Raw genomic sequence first — 15,930 nt, 5'->3', positions numbered from 1 at the left:
ACGCATGGTTGCCTAGGATCGAGGGCATGAACCCCGACGCGCTCCGCGGCCACATGGACGCTCTGTTGCTGTCCGTGGTGGAGGCCGGGCCGCTGCACGGCTACGCCATCATCGAGGCGCTGCAAGAGCGGAGCGGGGGTGCGCTGACCGTGCCGACGGGGACGGTGTACCCGGCGCTGCGCAGGCTGGAGCGCATCGGCTACCTGTCCAGCGAGTGGGCCACGGTGGGCGGTCGCAAGCGCCGCACCTACCGGCTCACCGACTCCGGGCGCAAGCGGCTGGAGGGGGAGCGGTCGGCGTGGCAGGAGTTCACCAGCGCCATCGGCAGCGTCCTGCGGCCCGGCGCCTCATCGTCCTGAGGCGCGCGGCTGAGCGCCGACGTCGTCCTGAGGCGCGCGGCTGAACGCCGGCATCGTCCTGAGGCGCGCGGCTCAGTGCCGGCTCGTCCGGTGGCGGGCCGTAACGGTCAGGCGGTGGCGGGGGCCGTGCGGGTCAGGCGCAGGCAGCGGGTGGCGCCGTACAGCTGCACGCCCCAGAAGGCCGACGTCACCAGCTCGGCCAGCATGACCGGCACCAGGGTGTCGAAGTCGCTCGGCAGGCCGGAGACGGCGGTGAGCGCCGAGCTCAGCAGGCCGCACAGCGGAAGCAGGATCATGACGGCCAGCCCGAGGGAGCGGGTGACGAGCCGGGGCCGCCGGATCCACCGGCCGCCGCGGCTCAGCGCCGCCAGCGCGAACCCGCCGTACACGCCGCCCCCGGCCTGCAGGCAGTCGAGCACCCGCGCGATCGGCCCGTACCAGGCCGGCCGGTCCTCCCAGGCGGCGCCGGAGTCGGGGTAGATGCGCCAGACCATCGACCAGATGAGCACGCTCACGGGCAGGCTGAGGAACAGCACCGCCGCCAGGCGCCGGCCCGCCGCCGCCGTCAGCTCGTCCTGGTAGCCGGGGGCGATCTCCGCCACCTCGCCGAACTCCGCCACGGCCATCCGCTCGGCCTCGGCGCGGTCGATCCCCTCCGCCTCCAGAGCGTCGGCCGCGTCGGCCAGGCTGTCACGTGCCTCGACGACCAGATCGCGCTTGGGGCCGGCGGGTCCCGCCAGCGCCCTGCCGAGATCGGCCACGTAGTCGTCGATCAGCATGGCCCCAGTGTACGGGCCACCTCTTCGGGGGCCCATCCGGGTTTTCCCCGATCCTCCGTGGCTCCGCCCCTTGGTCCCCGGCAAGCACCGCCCCCGCTCCGCTGGGACGTCCCGTGCGGGGCCTGCGGCCCTCGCCCCCGCCGGACGATCAAGGCGCGTTCACTCACGGGGGATCGGCCGGTCGGCGGCCCGGCGGCCGTCTGGCGATCAGCACCTCGGTCAGCAGCTCCTGCTCCCACCGCCCTGCCGGATTGTCGGCGAGCAGCGCCTCCCGGAGCGCCTCGACGAAGGCGTGCAGCCGGTCGCCGAGCGCGGCGGGCGAGCTGTAGGAGTAGGAGAGCTGGAGCCCGACCAGCCCGTCCACGTCCCAGGTCAGCCGGCGTGTGAACGTCCGCGACTCCAGGTGGTCGAACGGTGAGGCGGCCAGGACATCGCGGTGGGGCTCGGCGGTGGCGTGAAAGGAGGTGGCCGCCGCGCTCATGCCGAGGCCGAAGTCCGCGCACACCCGCCGCTCGACCGGCTGCCATGGCTGGGCGTTCGGTTGCCACGGCTCTCCCCGCCGGCTGACCGGGCCGATCAGCGCCACCGCGCCGCGGGGCGGCAGCAGCTCGTCCAGGTCCGCCAGCACCGCCCTGCGGTCCATCCAGTGGAACGACCTGCCCATCACCACGTGATCGAACGGCGGCAGCGCGCGCAGCGTGGTCGAGTCGCCGCGCAGCCACGTGATGGTGGGGGCGCCGGCGGCCAGGCGCCGGCCTGCCGCGAGCATCTCCTCCGCCGGGTCCACGGCGAGCACCGTTCGCACCCGGCCGGCGAGCGGGACCGCGATCGTCCCCGGACCGCAGCCCAGGTCCAGCACCCGGCTGTCCGGGCCGAGCGCTCGGGCCAGGTGCTCGATCGCCGCTTCCCCGTACGCGGGGCGGTACCTGGCGTAGTACGGCGCGGCGCCGCCGAACAACTCCTCCACGCACCAGAACCCTAGACGAACCCGGCCCCGGCCGGGGCTGCCGTTCAGTCCTGCCGGGATCCTCCGCCACCCCCGTGGCGCAGCGGCCGGCCCACCTCGTGCAGGTGGCGCAGGGCCTGCCCCCAGGAGGCGAACAGCCCGCACTCGGCGTACTCGACGCCCAGCGAGCGGCAGTAGTCGCGCACGATGGGCTGGGCCCTGCGCAGGTTCGCGCTGGGCATGCCGGGGAACAGGTGATGCTCGATCTGGTGGTTCAGGCCGCCGAGCGCGACGTCCATGAGGCGCCCGCCGCTGACGTTCCTGGAGGTCAGCACCTGGCGGCGGAGGAAGTCGAGCTCGTCCTGCGCGGTCAGCACCGGCATGCCCTTGTGGTTGGGAGCGAACGTGCAGCCCAGGTAGACGCCGTAGCAGGCCTGGTGAACGGCCAGGAAGGCCAGCGCCTTGGCCGGCGGCAGCACCACGAACAGCGCACCCGCGTAGGCCAGGACGTGCGCGACGAGCAGCAGCCCCTCGGCGAGGCGGTTCTTCAGCGCCGGGCGGCGCAGCGCGCGGAAGCTCGACACCTTCAGGTTGACGCCCTCCAGCGTGAGCAGCGGGAAGAACAGCCACGCCTGCCGGCGCCCGACCAGCCGCGGCAGCCCGCGCGCGACCTCGGCCTGCTTCCGCGACCAGAGGAGGATGTCCGGCGAGACGTCGGGATCGTGGTCCTCGTGGTTGGGGTTGGCGTGGTGGCGGGTGTGCTTGTCCATCCACCAGCCGTAGCTGAGGCCGACGGCCAGATTGCCGACCAGCAGCCCCGCGATCCTGGCGGTACGGCGCGAACGGGAGATCTGGCCGTGCGCGAGGTCGTGGGCCAGCAGCGTGACCTGGGCGAAGGCCACAGCCAGCAGCACCGCCACCGGCATCTGCCACCAGGAGTCCCCCACCACGGCGAACGCCGCCCAGCTCCCCACGAACAGGGTCGCGACCAGTCCGATCCGGACCGCGTAGGAGCCGGGCCGCCGCTCCAGCAGCCCCGCCTCCGCGACGCGGCGCGACAATCTCGCGAAGTCGCTGCCCCGCTGCGGGCGGGACGCCTCCACCACAGTCACATCTGTCTCCCATGCTGACGAAGCCGGTCATGCGTGATCGCTTGCCAGCATCGCGCGAGCCAGGGGGTGCGCGGACCCCCGCTGTCGCCCGTTCTTCCGGTAGTGCCAGCCCTACCACCGAAGCGAGAACACCGGAAGGAGACTCTCGGGCCCGATCGTGCTCCAGGCCACGGGGGTTCGCGAGGTGTCAGGGAACGAGAATGATCTTGCCGCGGGTCCGGCCGGTCTCGCTCCTGCGGTGGATCGAGGCCAGTTCCGCCAGCGGGTGGGACTCGGCGATGTCGACGGCGAGGTCCCCGGCATCGACCAGGCGGACGAGCCGTGAAAGCTGGGCGGGGTCGTTGCGGGTCACGAAGCGTCCGGAGAAGGGGGAGGGGAGGGGGATGGTGATGGACACCGCCACCCCGCCCGGCCGTAGCAGTGCCGCCAGCTCGGCGGCGGCGTCCAGGGTGATCGGGGCAAGGTTGATCACGGCGTCGACCTCGCCCGGCAGGGGCTCGACGGTGTAGTCGACGACCTGGTCGGCGCCCAGGGCGCGGACCGCGGCGGCGCTGCGCGGGCCGGCAGCGGCGATCACGGTCGCGCCCGCGTGCCTGGCCAGTTGCACGGCGAACCCGCCGACCCCGCCGCCGGCGCCGTTGATCAGCACGCGCCGGCCCGCGCCCACCTGGGCGTGCTCGAACAGCGCCTGCCATGCGGTCAGCCCGGCGACCGGGATCGCCGCGGCGTCGGCGAGGGGGATCGCGGACGGCGCCGCGGCCAGCACGTCCGCCGGGGCGGTGACGTACTCGGCGGCCGTCCCGCCTCCGTCCAGCCGGCCGATCACCCGGTCGCCCGGGGCCCACCCGGTCACGCCGGAGCCGACGGCCGCGACCGTGCCGGAGACGTCCCAGCCCAGCGTGTACGGCAACGCCACCGGCAGCACGGCGCGCAGCATCCCGGCCCGCAGCGCCGTCTCCGACGGGTTGAACGAGGTCGCGGCGACGCGGACGAGCACCTCGCCAGGACCGGGCGACGGCAGCGGCACCTCCTCGTGGCGGACGACCTCCGGCCCGCCGTAGGAGTGGATGCGCGCGGCCCGCATGGTGGCCCGGAAGGCGTGGGCGTGCTCGGCGGCCCAGGAGCGGAACGTGCGCGCGGCGCTCCCGGTGACCCGCTCCACGGTGGCGGTGACCGGTGCGGGGCCGCCGGTCATCTCGGCCTGCGCGCGCAGGACGCCGTCCACGGCCTCGGCGGGCCAGCCGCGGGCGAGCATGCTCCGCCGCGCGTCCTGCGGGGAGGTCTCCTCCCAGCGCACCGGACGGCCGATCGCCTCGCCGATGACGCGCACCTGCTCGGCCTGGGTCAGTGACTGCGGCCCGGTCAGCTCGTGGACGGCGCCGTCGTGCCCGTCCCCGGTCAGCGCCCGCACCGCGACCGCGGCGATGTCCCGCTCGTGCACCGGGGACATGGCGGCCCGGCCGTACGGTTCGCGCACCACGTCCCCGGTACGGATCTGCCCGGCCCAGCGCAGGGCGTTGGCCGCGAAGGCGTGCGGGCGCAGGACCGTCCATTGCAGCCCGGACCCGGCGACGAGCCGCTCGGCCTGCCGTTCGTGGTCGCGGACGGCCGCCGACGACAGGTAGACCACCCGGCGGGCGTGCTCGGCGATCATCGCCAGCACCGGCTCCAGCCCCTCGGCCGAGGCGAACGGCCAGACCAGGAACACCGCCTCGACGCCCTCGACGGCGGCGCCGAGGGAGCCGGGCACGGTCAGGTCCCCGCGCACGCCCTCCACCGCGGGCGGCAGATCGGCCGGTTCCCGGCTCAGGGCGCGAACGCCGGCTCCGGCCTCCACCAGTTGCCGGGTCACGTGGCGGCCGACCGTGCCGGTCGCCCCGGTGACCAGTATCTGTCGCGGCATCACACTGCTCCCTTTCGACGATCTCTACTGATCGTCAACCGTAGGGGGAGGGGGCGGGATGACCAATGCTGGAATGTCTCCGTTTTATGCGTGGTCGTCTTGTGTTAGCTTCTCCGGGTGGACGTCCTCAGCGACGCGATCGCGATCATGCGCTCCGGGCGGCCCCGCTCGGCGCGCGTCGCCTGGCGGGCCCCGTGGGGACAGCGTTTCCCCGCGGTGCCGGGATCGGCGGGGTTCCAGGTGATCCTGCAGGGCTCCTGCCGGCTTGTCCCGCCCTCCGGCGACCCCCTCGTGCTCGGGGCCGGCGATGTGGTGTTCTTCCCCCACGGCCACGGGTACGGCCTCGCGGACAGCCCGTCGACGCCGCTCGCCGAGCCCGCGTGCGACCCGCTGGAGGACGCCGGCCTGTTCGTCTCCGACTCCGCCGGGCACGACGGGCCCCTCACCGTGACCCTGTGCGGCGGTTACCGGCTCGATCCCCGCCACGCCCACCCTCTGCTGCGCGACCTGCCCGAGATGATCCACCTGCCCGCCCGGCCGGGCCGCCATCCCGAGCTGCGCGCGGCCGTCGACCTGCTCGGCAACGAGGTCGGCGACCCCCGCCTCGGCGCGGACACCGTCGTGCTCGCCCTGCTCGACATGCTGCTGCTCTACATCCTGCGCGCCTGGTTCGAGGAGCGTCCCGCGCAGGAGAGCGGCGCCGGCTGGGCCAGGGCGCTGACCGACCCGGCGGTCAGTGCCGCCCTGCGGGCCGTCCACCGCGACCCCGCCCACCCGTGGACCGTCCAGACCCTCGCCGCCGAGGCCGGCCTGTCCCGCGCGGCCTTCTCCCGCCGCTTCACCACGCTGGCCGGCAGACCGCCCCTGACGTACCTGACCTGGTGGCGCCTGACCATCGCGGCCGGGTTCCTGCGCGCGGGCGACGCCCCGCTCGGTGAGGTGGCCGCCCGCGTCGGCTACGGCTCCGAGTTCGCCTTCGCCAACGCCTTCAAGCGCCAGTTCGGCATCGCGCCCGGCAGGTACCGCCGCCAGAGCTCCATCGACTCGCTCCGTGAGGCCGCTCCCGGTCGCTGAGTCGCGGCCCGTTCCACGCTCGCCCGCCCCGCGGCGCGTGGTGCGCGGCGAGCGAGCGGCGCGACGTCGTGAGCGTGTGGTGCGGCGGTCAGGTGCGGACCACGATGACGGGCGCCCGCGCGTGGTGCAGGACCGCGTGAGCGGTGCCGCCGAGGCCGAGCAGGGTGCGCGTCGCGCCGTGCGCGGCCCCCACGATCACGGCGTCGGCCTCCGCCGAGGCGCCGGCCAGCGCCTTGGCCGGGTGCCCGCGCACCACCTGCGCGGCGAGCTCCACGTCCGGGAACTTCTCGGCCGATCCGAGAAGGAACTCCGCCAGCCGTTGCGCCTCCTCCCGCCCCGCCGCCTCGGTGTCGAAGACCACGGGCTGCACGGTCCAGGGCTCGACCGTGCCGGGGTGCGTCCACGCGTGGACGGCGCGCAGGACGGCCCCCCGCAGCGCCGCCTCGCGGAAGGCGTACTCCAGCAGGGCTTCCTCGCCGGGCTGCCCCGACACGCCCACGACGATGACCCCGTGTTCGCCGGTCGGCCTCTCCCGGACGACCGCCACGGGACCCGGCGCGCGGGAGGCCACGTGCCGGCTCACGGAGCCGAGCAGCAGCTCGGCGAACCCGCCACGGCCCCGGTTCCCGACCACCACCAGTTGCGCGGCCTCGGCGGCATGGACCAGCGCGTCCTCCGGCCGGTCCGAAGCCACCTGCGTGGTGACCTCCAGGCGCGGCCTCCTCGACCGGACCTCGGCCGCCACCTGCCTGAGCTGCTCGTGCGCGGCCTTGTCCGCCTCGATGTCCCAGCCGGCGGGCTCGGGGACCAGCAGCACGTCGGGCGACCAGAGCGCCATGGCGTGAAGGACGCTCAGCGGGGCGTCACGGACGGCCGCCTCCTCCTCCGCCCAGGCGAGGGCCTGCCGCGAGGAGTCTGATCCGTCGAACCCGACGACGATCGGCTCTGTCATGGTCGTCACCTCACACGCTCCCGCGACCCCCCGTCGCGCCGGAGCCCTGCCATGGGTATCGCCGTTTCACGCCCTTACGAACCAACCCCGAAGGCATGCGCGTGGGCAAGGGTGCGGCGGGCTCTTGAAACGTTCATTGCCTCACGCCTGGCCCCGTCGAGGGTTCCCCCTGCTGGGACGCGACCCCTTTGAGGCGGCCGGCCTCCGCCACCCCGCTCTTCACGGCGAACGTTTTACGCCTTCCGCCCGGCTCCGTCATGCTCGGGGGTCACCGCCCCAGAGGTCCGCCGGAAAGGACACGACATGCGGTTACGCACCACCGCGACGACGGCCGCCGCCCTCGCCCTCGCCGCCGCTCTCACCGGCCCACCCGCCCCCGCTCATGCGGTGAGGCAGGCGGCCGGACCCGCCAAGCAGATGGAGGACCTCGACCGCGGCCTGGTCAGCGTCCGCTCCGGGTCCGGGAACCTCGTGTCGTGGCGGCTGCTCGGCACCGACCCCGAGGGCGTCACCTTCAACCTCTACCGGGGCTCCACCAGGATCGCCTCCCTCGCCGCCGCCACCGACCACCTCGACGGCGGGGCCGCCGCCGACGCCACGTACACGGTCAGGGCCGTCGTCGGCGGCGTCGAGCAGGCCGCCTCCCCGCCGTCGCTGCGCTTCACCGGGGGCGCCTACCTCGACGTGCCGATCCAGCCTCCCCCCGGCGGCACGACCCCGGACGGCGTCGCCTACACCTACAGCGCCAACGACGCCAGCGTCGGCGACATGGACGGCGACGGCCAGTACGAGATCGTCCTCAAGTGGGACCCGTCCAACGCCAAGGACAACTCCCAGTCCGGCTACACCGGCAACGTGTACGTCGACGCGTACCGGCTGAACGGCACGCGGCTGTGGCGCCTGGACCTCGGCCGCAACATCCGCGCGGGCGCGCACTACACGCAGTTCCAGGTGTACGACTACGACGGCGACGGGCGGGCCGAGGTGGCGATGAAGACCGCCGACGGCACCCGGGACGGCGCCGGCGCGGTGATCGGCAACGCGTCCGCCGACCACCGCAACTCCAGCGGCTACGTGCTGTCGGGGCCCGAGTACCTCACCATGTTCGACGGGCTGACCGGCGCGGCCAGGTCCACGGTCTCCTACGACCCGCCGCGCGGCACCGTCTCCTCGTGGGGCGACTCGTACGGCAACCGGGTGGACCGCTTCCTGGCCGGCACCGCGTACCTCGACGGGGAACGTCCGTCGCTCATCATGGCGCGCGGCTACTACACCCGCTCCGTCGTCGCCGCCTGGGACTTCCGCAACGGCACGCTCACCAAGCGGTGGACGTTCGACTCGAACACGGCCGGCTCACGCTGGACGGGCCAGGGCAGCCACAGCCTGTCGGTCGGCGACGTCGACGCCGACGGCCGCGACGAGATCGTGTACGGGGCGATGGCCGTGGACGACAACGGCACGGGCCTGTGGAGCACGGGCACGGGCCACGGCGACGCGCAGCACCTGGGCGACTTCGAGCCGGGCCGGGCGGGCCTCGAGTACTTCAAGGTGAGCGAGAGCGGCTCCCAGCCGTCCTCGCTGTACATCGACCCGCGCACCGGCCAGATCCGCTGGTCCACTCCGGCGTCCGGCGACAACGGGCGCGGCGTGGCGGGCGACGTCTGGAGCGGCTCGCCCGGCGGCGAGTTCTGGTCGGCCGCCGACACGAGCCTGCGCAACCTCAACGGCGGTGCCCTCGGCCGCGAGCCGTCCTCCGTGAACTTCCTCATCTGGTGGGACGGCGACCCCGTCAGGGAGCTGCTCGACCAGACCAGGATCGACAAGTACGGCCCGGGCGGCGACACCCGGCTGCTCACGGCCTCCGGCGTGCACTCCAACAACGGCACCAAGGCCACCCCGTCGCTGTCGGCGGACCTGTTCGGCGACTGGCGGGAGGAGGTCGTCTGGCCCACCAGCGACAACCGCGCCCTGCGCGTGTACGCCACGACCACGCCCACGGACCGGCGCCTCTACACGCTGATGCACGACCCGCAGTACAGGGTGGCGATCGCCTGGCAGAACACCGCCTACAACCAGCCGCCGCATCCCGGCTTCTTCATCGGGGACGGCATGCCCACGCCTGCCCGGCCCTCCATCTATGTCCGCTGAGAAGGGAACGGGCGTCGTCAGGGATGTGACGCGCACGTGCACGCCAGGGTGACCAGGATGCCGCGGTCCCGGTTCACGTGCGACACCGTGCCGCAGCCCAGGCAGTAACGGCAGGGGAAGGCGCCGGCGACCATCGGGTCGAGCCAGCGCGGGTCCTCCCAGACCGGCGGCGGCTCGTAGACGGGCCGGGGCTGCTCCTCGGGCTCCTTCCCGCCGCTCACCCAGCCGCGTCCATGGCAGAGCATGCAGGCGAGGAACAGGCCGCCGAGCCGGTGCCCTCGGTGGCCGCCGCACTCGGGGCACATCATCGGGCCGGTCACCTCGCCCTCCCGGGGGAGCTCCGGCCGGTCCGCTCTCCACCGGCGCCCGCGGTCATGCCGCGTGTCGCGGGCGTCTGCTTTTTGCCCATGCCGGAACCGTAACCGCACGAGCACGAACTGTCCGTGACTTCGGGCAGATCGCACGATCTCCCACCGGCCCACCGCTCACCGCCACCGGGCTGCCCGTGCCGGAGGGCCCGGGCCGCCCGGCTACGTCAGGGCCGGGGCCGTCAGGGAGAAGCGCCGGGCGAAGGCGGACATCTCCTCCCGCTGCCCGTCCACGTCGGGAGCGGACGTGCTGATCACGAGGCGGGTCACGCCCTGCGCGGCCAGCTCCTCGACCCGTTCGCCGGTCATGTCGATCGTCCCCCATCGGGTCTGCTCCAGCGCGTCCGGGTCGCGGCCGGCCTCCGCGGCGGACGACCGGACGAGCTCCCACTGGGCGGCCCGCTCGGCGCGGGTCAGCGCGCCGCCGGGGAAGTAGCCGTCGCCGCGCTGCCCGGCCCGGCGGGCCGCCGCCAGGCTCGACCCGCCGACGTGGATCGGCAGCCCCGCGCCCCCGGACGGCTTGGGGAAGCTGCACAGATTCTCGAACGCGAAGAACTCCCCGGCGTGGCTGACGCCTTCCTCCCCGCCCTCCCACAGCAGCCGCAGGACGTCGATCGCCTCGTCCGCCCGCCGCCCCCGCGTGCCGAAGTCCACCCCGACCGCCCGGGCCTCGCCCGGCAGCGCGCCGACGCCCACGGTCAGCAGCCGCATCCGGCCCCGGGACAGCAGGTCGATGGTCGCCAGCCGCTTGGCGAGCGTCACGGGATGGTGGTACGGCAGCAGCAGCACGCCCGTCCCCAGCAGGATGCGGCTGGTCGCGGCCGCGACGAAGGTCAGGGTGTCCAGCGGGTCGGCGAACGGCAGGGTCGGCGGGATCTCCCACGGCCCGAGCTTCGCCCCGGGGTACAGCGCGACGTGCTCCGGAACGTACAGCGCCTCGAAACCGCACTCCTCGGCGTGCCGGGCGAAGGCGGCGATGGCGTCGGGGTCGACGCCGCTGTGGGCGGTGCTGTAGCTGATCGCGAATCTCATGGTCGTTCCTCTGGCTCGCCCGGCGGCTGACGGCGTCAGGGTAGAACCCTGTCACCAGTGTCAAGGCAAGCCGCCGGCGGCCGGGGAGGCCGCCGTTCATCACGGACGAACGACCCTCGACCGGGAAGCCCGTGTTCGCGTGGGGGACGGGTCGACGGGGAGCCGGCCCCGGCCGGGACCGGCCGCCGCGTCAGGCGGTGAAGGGTACGGGGTGGATCTCGTCGGCGGGGTGGCCAGCCCGCTCGTGGACGCGCTGGACGGCCTCGGCGCTGGGCGCCTCCGACAGGCAGTAGACCACACCGTCCTCCGGGTCGGCCCAGGCCCGCTCGAAGGTCACCTTCTCCTCGTCCTGGATGGCGAGGTCGGCGCTGTGCGCCTCGTTGAGCTGCTCGGCGGTGATGCCGTCCATGCCATGGTGAACGTCGATGAACGTGGCCATGGGTCCCTCCTAGGGCCGTGTTCCACCAGCCTAGGACGGACATAAGCCCTTAAACACCCAACAAGGGGCCAAAGGCTCGCCGAGCGGCCGGCCCGGGGGTTCAGTCGAACAGGTCGGGATCGGAGCGGACGATCTGGTCGTACAGGGGCTGGAAGTTGATCCAGCCGACCAGGTCGTTGCCGATCTGCCCGTGGGTGAGCTTGGCCTGGTCGTGCTCGATGGACACGGTCGGGCCCGCGGCCATGGCCAGCAGCTGGGCCTGGCAGGAGCGCTCCATCGTGATGAACCACCAGGCGGCGGCGTCCACCGAGTCGCCCACGGTCAGCAGCCCGTGGTTGCGCAGGATGACGGCCTTGTGCGAGCCCAGCGCCTGCGCGATCCGCCTGCCCTCCTCGGTCTCCACCACCACGCCGGTGTAGTCGTCGAACAGGCCGTGGTCCTCGTAGAAGGCGCAGGCGTCCTGGGTCAGCGGCTCCAGCGGGCGGCCGAGCGAGGACAGCGCCTTGCCGTGCACCGAGTGGGAGTGGGCGGCGGCGACCGCGTCCGGACGGGCCTGATGCACCATCGCGTGGATCGCGAAGGCGGCCTGGTTGACGTGGTACCTGCCGTGGACCACCTGGCCCTGGTGGTTGACCAGGATGAGGTCGCTCACCCTGACGTGCCTGAAGCTCATGCCGAACGGGTTGACCCAGAAGTGGTCCGGGTGCTCGGGGTCGCGGGCGGTGATGTGCCCGGCAACCCCCTCCTCGAAGCCGAACCTGCCGAACAGCCGCAGCGCCGCGACGAGGCGCTCCTGCCGGTGGCGGCGCTCGTCCTCCACGTCGTCGAACTTCTGCGGCAGCCGAAAGATCAGCTGGTCGGTGGGGACCGGTTCCAGGTTCATCGTGCCTCCAGCACTCAGGGGTCTCGTCCAGACTGCCGCCCGCTCCCGTCCGCATCAACGTCCTGACGCGGGTGATTCACGGGGCGGTGACGCCGGGGGAGCCGGGCTCCCCCGGGGAGGTGTCAGCGATGGGCGGACGGGGGCTGATGGGGTGAGCTGTGGGCGGCGTGCTGGGCCGTGGACAGGAGCATGGCGCCCGCCGCGATGGCCGTCAGGAGGACGATCCAGCCGGCCGCCCGGCCCATGCGGGCCCCGGCCGCCACCAGAGGCCAGGAGGCGGCCTCCCACCAGCGGTGGCCCGCCAGGCGGCGCATCTCCGTCGCGGCGAAGGCGAAGTCGAGGGACAGGCCGCGGTCGTCGGCGCGCCGGCCGAGCTCCGCGTACAGGGTGGCGAGCCAGCCGGCCCGCAGGTCGCCGGGGTCGCGGGGCTCCGGCCCCGTGCCGGCGGGGTCGAGGAGGCCGGAGCCGCCGCGTAAGGCTCGTTCGTCCGCCAGCACGCTGCGCCGCGAGAACCAGCGCACCATCGGCCGTCGCATGCTCACCCGCACGCCGCGTCCCGTGAGCGCGAAGCGGCAGTCCTTCAGCCGCACCCCCGCCGGATGCGCCAGCCCCGCGAAGCGGCAGGCCGACAGGTCCAGCCCGTACAGCGCGAGGCTCCGCGCGTCCACGTGCCGCAGCGAGGTGATCGAAGCGCCGCCGCGGCCCGTCACCGTCGCCTGGCCGCGCAGCACCGCGCCCTCCAGGTCGGCGTGCGAGCCGGTCAGCCGGAGCGTGGTGCTCCCGGCGACCTCGACGCGCCGCAGATCGACGCCGCAGCCGGTGACCGACACGTCGAGCGAGGCGTCGGCGCGGGCGCGGGCGGCGGACAGGCGGCCGGTGGCCGACAGGTAGGCGTTGGCGGCGAAGTGCGCGGCGTCGAACCCGGCGCTCCCGACGACCTTGCGGAACGACAGCGTCCGCCCGAACCGGGCGCCCCGGAACGTCGCGCCGTCGCCGAGCCGGGCCCCGTCGAAGGTGGCGTACCCGTCGAACCTGGCCCGCTCGCACGACAGCCCGCGCCCGAAGGACGCCTGGCTGAACAGCGCGTCGCGGGCCATGACCGCCCGGTCCAGGGACACGTGGCCGCGCACGGTCACGCCGTGCATCGACAGCTCCCGGGTGAACCGGGCGTCGGCCAGCGACAGGTTGCCCTCGAAGCGGGCTCCGAAGAACGAGGCGAGCCGCTCGAAGACGGCGCCGTCGAGCGACACGTCCCCGGCGAACACGACGCCGGTGAGCCGCACGTCGCCGCCGAACCGGGCCCGGTCCAGGCGGGTCCGTCCCGGCCGCCCGCCCGTCGCCTCGATCACGCGGGCGAGCAGGTCGCCGCCGATGACCGTGCCGCGCAGGTCGAGCAGGCGGCCGGGGTGCATCTCGCCGATCGCGGCGGCGAGCTGGTCGGGGGGCAGATGCGCCAGGCAGAGGTCGTACGGCCGGCGTGCGATGCCCGTGCAGGCAGCGGAATGCGTGCAGGTGACCCAGTCCATGCAGTCGTCATACCCCGGGCACTCGCGTGTCAAGGTTCGCTAATTTAACGCTCTATCCACATTTATGTAGACATATGTGGGCGGTCGTCCCTCTAAAGTGCCGGTCATGCGCGTTTTACCCCGGGCCACTCTCGCCGCGCTCGCCGCGGCCGCCCTTTCCGCCTCCCTGCTGGCCGTTCCGGCCGCCGCGGCGTCCCCCACCACGCCGGACCCCACCGGTGCGCCGGAGACAGCGGCGGCGCCGTGTGACACCGCCGCCACCCACCGGATCTCGCAGGTCCAGGGCAGCGGCGACGCCACCCCGCTCGCCGGGCAGACCGTGCGCGTCGAGGGAGTCGTCACGGGCGATTTCCAGCGCTCCGACCAGCTCGGCGGCTTCTTCCTGCAGGACCCGCGGCCGGACTCCGACCCGGCGACGTCCGAGGGCCTGTTCGCCTACGCCCGCGACACGCTCAAGGACGTCAAGCCCGGTGACCGGGTCCTGGTCACCGGCAAGGCCGTCGAGTACAACGGCTGGACCGAGCTGTCCCCGGTGACGGCCGTGGACGTCTGCGGCAGCGGCACCGTGCCCGCCCGGCCGTACACGCTGCCCGGCGACGCGCTGGAGAGCGTCGAGAACATGCTGCTCACCTTCCCGCAGCCGCTCACCGTCACCGACCACTACAACCTCGGCCGCTACGGCGAGGTCACCGTCTCCGCCGGCGGCCGGCTCTACCAGCCGACCGACCGCCCCGGTGTCGACCCCGCGCAGCAGGCGCGCCGCACGCTGCTCATCGACGACGGCTCCACCCGGCAGAACCCCGCCACGCTGCCGCCCATCGTCCGCACCGGCGACGTGGCCGCCGGCGTCACGGGCGTCCTCGGGTACGGCATCGGCGCCTACCGGCTCCAGCCCACCAAGCCCGTCGCCTACCACGACGCCAACCCCCGGCTGCCCCGCCCGTTCCCGGTGGTCGGCAACGTCAAGGTCGCCTCGTTCAACACGCTCAACTGGTTCACCACCCTCGGCTCCCGCGGCGCGACGAACGCCGAGGAGCAGCGGCGGCAGCTCGCCAAGCTGGTCGCGGCGCTCAAGGGCATCGACGCGGACGCCGTCGCCCTCATGGAGGTCGAGAACAACGGCCAGAGCGCGCTCCAGGCGCTCGTGGACGCCGTCAACGCCGAGGTGGGCGCGGGCACGTACGCGGCGCTGACCCACCCGTACCCGGGCACCGACGCCATCCAGGTCGGCATCCTGTACAAGCCCGCCAAGCTGGAGCCCGTCGGCGAGCCGAGCGCCTCGCAGGACCCGGTGTTCAGCCGGCCGCCGCTCATCCAGACGTTCCGGCGGCCGGGCGGCGGCCAGCCGTTCACCATGGTCGTCAACCACCTCAAGTCCAAGGGCAGCTGCCCGGCCGGCGACGGCCCCGACGCCGACCAGGGCGACGGACAGGGCTGCTGGAACGCCACCCGCGTCAAGCAGGCGCAGGCCCTGCTCCAGCTGGTCGAGGACCTGCCGAACCCGCTCGTGCTCGGCGACCTCAACTCCTACGGCGAGGAGGACCCGATCGACACGCTGGAGGCGGGCGGCCTGACCAGCCTCACCAAGCGGTTCGTGCCGGCGCCGCTGCGCTACAGCTACCTGTTCGACGGGCTGTCGGGCGAGCTGGACCACGCCCTGGCCGGCCGGCAGCTCCTCAAGCGCGTCACCAGCACCACGATCTGGCACATCAACGCCGACGAGCCGCGCGTCCTGGACTACAACACCGAGTTCAACCCGGCCGGCCTCTACCGGCCGGACGCCTACCGCTCCTCCGACCACGACCCGGTCGTGATCGGCCTCACCCTGCCCGGCGGCAGGGGCTGAGCGGGACGGAACCGGGCCCCGCCACGCGAGTCGTGGCGGGGCCCGCCCGCGTGCTGGAATGAGGGAAGACGGGTAGGGGTTTCTATCCGGTGACAGCTTCGTCGACGAGCGAGGAGCCACTTGTGGCGACCATCGAGGTAACCGAGACCAACTTCAACGACATCGCCGACAAGGGGATCGTCCTGCTCGACTTCTGGGCCGAGTGGTGCGGGCCGTGCAAGATGTTCGGCCCGATCTTCGAGAAGGCGTCGGACAAGCACGGCGACATCACCTTCGGCAAGATCGACACCGACGCGCAGCAGGCGCTCGCGCAGGGCTTCGACATCTCCTCGATCCCGACGCTGATGGCCATCCGCGACGGCATCGTGGTCTACGCCCAGCCGGGCGCCATCCCCGAGCCCGCCCTGGAGGACCTCATCCGCCAGGTCCGCGCGCTCGACATGGACGCGATCCGCACCGAGCTGAGCGAGGAGCTCGACGGGGCCGAGCAGCGGAACGGCTGACCCCGGCCCGGCCGGACGGCCGGCAAGCCCCGCCCATGACGGCGGGGCTTTCGCATGCCA

General features: G+C 73.6%; 15 protein-coding genes. 5 read left to right on the top strand and 10 right to left on the bottom strand.

The features are described 5' to 3' along the window. Positions 1 to 26: 26 nt before the first annotated feature. A complete protein-coding gene (locus tag ACIBG4_RS00675; protein ID WP_310711949.1) occupies positions 27 to 359 on the top strand; it encodes a helix-turn-helix transcriptional regulator in 333 nt (110 codons plus the stop codon). 107 nt (positions 360 to 466) lie between these two features. Here the strand turns inward: ACIBG4_RS00675 and ACIBG4_RS00670 are convergent, their stop codons facing one another. The 4 genes from ACIBG4_RS00670 to ACIBG4_RS00655 all read right to left on the bottom strand — a co-directional run bounded on the left by ACIBG4_RS00670 (position 467) and on the right by ACIBG4_RS00655 (position 5,099). Continuing rightward, positions 467 to 1,138, bottom strand: a complete 672-nt coding sequence (locus tag ACIBG4_RS00670) for a permease prefix domain 1-containing protein (RefSeq protein ID WP_310711950.1) — start codon at positions 1,136 to 1,138, stop codon at positions 467 to 469. 163 nt (positions 1,139 to 1,301) lie between these two features. Then, positions 1,302 to 2,105, bottom strand: coding sequence for a class I SAM-dependent methyltransferase (locus ACIBG4_RS00665; protein WP_397200038.1), 804 nt, complete (start codon positions 2,103 to 2,105; stop codon positions 1,302 to 1,304). 44 nt (positions 2,106 to 2,149) lie between these two features. Next, positions 2,150 to 3,187: a fatty acid desaturase family protein gene (locus tag ACIBG4_RS00660; RefSeq protein WP_397200681.1), complete on the bottom strand. Its 1,038-nt coding sequence runs from the start codon at positions 3,185 to 3,187 to the stop codon at positions 2,150 to 2,152. Positions 3,188 to 3,383: 196 nt separating this feature from the next. Then, the gene (locus tag ACIBG4_RS00655; protein ID WP_397200037.1) at positions 3,384 to 5,099 is read right to left on the bottom strand and encodes an NAD(P)H-binding protein; all 1,716 of its coding nucleotides are present in this window, start codon (positions 5,097 to 5,099) and stop codon (positions 3,384 to 3,386) included. Between the two features lie 117 nt (positions 5,100 to 5,216). Here ACIBG4_RS00655 and ACIBG4_RS00650 point away from each other — a divergent pair, with 117 nt between their 5' ends. Next, positions 5,217 to 6,173 carry an AraC family transcriptional regulator gene (locus ACIBG4_RS00650; RefSeq protein WP_397200036.1) on the top strand — a complete coding sequence of 319 codons (957 nt, stop codon included), beginning with the start codon at positions 5,217 to 5,219 and terminating at the stop codon, positions 6,171 to 6,173. 88 nt (positions 6,174 to 6,261) lie between these two features. Here the strand turns inward: ACIBG4_RS00650 and ACIBG4_RS00645 are convergent, their stop codons facing one another. Continuing rightward, positions 6,262 to 7,125, bottom strand: coding sequence for a universal stress protein (locus ACIBG4_RS00645; RefSeq protein ID WP_397200035.1), 864 nt, complete (start codon positions 7,123 to 7,125; stop codon positions 6,262 to 6,264). A gap of 303 nt (positions 7,126 to 7,428) precedes the next feature. Here ACIBG4_RS00645 and ACIBG4_RS00640 point away from each other — a divergent pair, with 303 nt between their 5' ends. Beyond that, on the top strand, positions 7,429 to 9,273 hold the full coding sequence (locus ACIBG4_RS00640; RefSeq protein WP_397200034.1) for a rhamnogalacturonan lyase: 1,845 nt from the start codon (positions 7,429 to 7,431) through the stop codon (positions 9,271 to 9,273). Positions 9,274 to 9,290: 17 nt separating this feature from the next. On the opposite strand, the gene ACIBG4_RS00635 is transcribed toward ACIBG4_RS00640, so the two are convergent. From ACIBG4_RS00635 to ACIBG4_RS00615, 5 genes are all read right to left on the bottom strand, one after another. Next, positions 9,291 to 9,593: a hypothetical protein gene (locus tag ACIBG4_RS00635; protein WP_397200033.1), complete on the bottom strand. Its 303-nt coding sequence runs from the start codon at positions 9,591 to 9,593 to the stop codon at positions 9,291 to 9,293. Between the two features lie 210 nt (positions 9,594 to 9,803). Next, positions 9,804 to 10,673 (bottom strand): LLM class F420-dependent oxidoreductase, encoded by an 870-nt coding sequence (locus ACIBG4_RS00630; RefSeq protein ID WP_397200032.1) that lies wholly within the window; start codon positions 10,671 to 10,673, stop codon positions 9,804 to 9,806. A gap of 190 nt (positions 10,674 to 10,863) precedes the next feature. After that, positions 10,864 to 11,112: an SCO4226 family nickel-binding protein gene (locus ACIBG4_RS00625; protein ID WP_310711965.1), complete on the bottom strand. Its 249-nt coding sequence runs from the start codon at positions 11,110 to 11,112 to the stop codon at positions 10,864 to 10,866. 100 nt (positions 11,113 to 11,212) lie between these two features. Continuing rightward, positions 11,213 to 11,995 (bottom strand): class II aldolase/adducin family protein, encoded by a 783-nt coding sequence (locus ACIBG4_RS00620; protein WP_397200031.1) that lies wholly within the window; start codon positions 11,993 to 11,995, stop codon positions 11,213 to 11,215. A 122-nt stretch (positions 11,996 to 12,117) separates the two neighbouring features. Continuing rightward, positions 12,118 to 13,521: a pentapeptide repeat-containing protein gene (locus ACIBG4_RS00615; RefSeq protein WP_397200030.1), complete on the bottom strand. Its 1,404-nt coding sequence runs from the start codon at positions 13,519 to 13,521 to the stop codon at positions 12,118 to 12,120. A 106-nt stretch (positions 13,522 to 13,627) separates the two neighbouring features. On the opposite strand from ACIBG4_RS00615, the gene ACIBG4_RS00610 reads away from it, so the two are divergent. Together ACIBG4_RS00610 and trxA are read left to right on the top strand one after the other, a co-directional pair. Further along, on the top strand, positions 13,628 to 15,367 hold the full coding sequence (locus tag ACIBG4_RS00610) for an ExeM/NucH family extracellular endonuclease (protein WP_397200029.1): 1,740 nt from the start codon (positions 13,628 to 13,630) through the stop codon (positions 15,365 to 15,367). A 122-nt stretch (positions 15,368 to 15,489) separates the two neighbouring features. Beyond that, positions 15,490 to 15,870, top strand: coding sequence for a thioredoxin (gene trxA, locus ACIBG4_RS00605; protein WP_310711971.1), 381 nt, complete (start codon positions 15,490 to 15,492; stop codon positions 15,868 to 15,870). Positions 15,871 to 15,930: the final 60 nt, after the last annotated feature.

Origin of the sequence: Nonomuraea sp. NPDC050383, assembly GCF_044459125.1 — a bacterium.
In the GTDB taxonomy this organism is placed as follows: Bacteria; Actinomycetota; Actinomycetes; order Streptosporangiales; family Streptosporangiaceae; genus Nonomuraea.
Note: the sequence above shows the minus strand (reverse complement) of the source record. Positions and strands in the feature narration are given on the sequence as shown.

Excerpts from the sequence above, each read along its gene's own strand:
- ACIBG4_RS00640 (WP_397200034.1), top strand. The coding sequence starts at position 7,429 with ATGCGGTTACGCACCACCGCGACGACGGCCGCCGCCCTCGCCCTCGCC.
- ACIBG4_RS00670 (WP_310711950.1), bottom strand. The coding sequence starts at position 1,138 with ATGCTGATCGACGACTACGTGGCCGATCTCGGCAGGGCGCTGGCGGGA.
- ACIBG4_RS00610 (WP_397200029.1), top strand. The coding sequence starts at position 13,628 with ATGCGCGTTTTACCCCGGGCCACTCTCGCCGCGCTCGCCGCGGCCGCC.
- ACIBG4_RS00675 (WP_310711949.1), top strand. The coding sequence starts at position 27 with ATGAACCCCGACGCGCTCCGCGGCCACATGGACGCTCTGTTGCTGTCC.
- ACIBG4_RS00630 (WP_397200032.1), bottom strand. The coding sequence starts at position 10,673 with ATGAGATTCGCGATCAGCTACAGCACCGCCCACAGCGGCGTCGACCCC.
- ACIBG4_RS00615 (WP_397200030.1), bottom strand. The coding sequence starts at position 13,521 with ATGGACTGGGTCACCTGCACGCATTCCGCTGCCTGCACGGGCATCGCA.
- ACIBG4_RS00645 (WP_397200035.1), bottom strand. The coding sequence starts at position 7,125 with ATGACAGAGCCGATCGTCGTCGGGTTCGACGGATCAGACTCCTCGCGG.
- ACIBG4_RS00625 (WP_310711965.1), bottom strand. The coding sequence starts at position 11,112 with ATGGCCACGTTCATCGACGTTCACCATGGCATGGACGGCATCACCGCC.
- ACIBG4_RS00655 (WP_397200037.1), bottom strand. The coding sequence starts at position 5,099 with ATGCCGCGACAGATACTGGTCACCGGGGCGACCGGCACGGTCGGCCGC.
- ACIBG4_RS00620 (WP_397200031.1), bottom strand. The coding sequence starts at position 11,995 with ATGAACCTGGAACCGGTCCCCACCGACCAGCTGATCTTTCGGCTGCCG.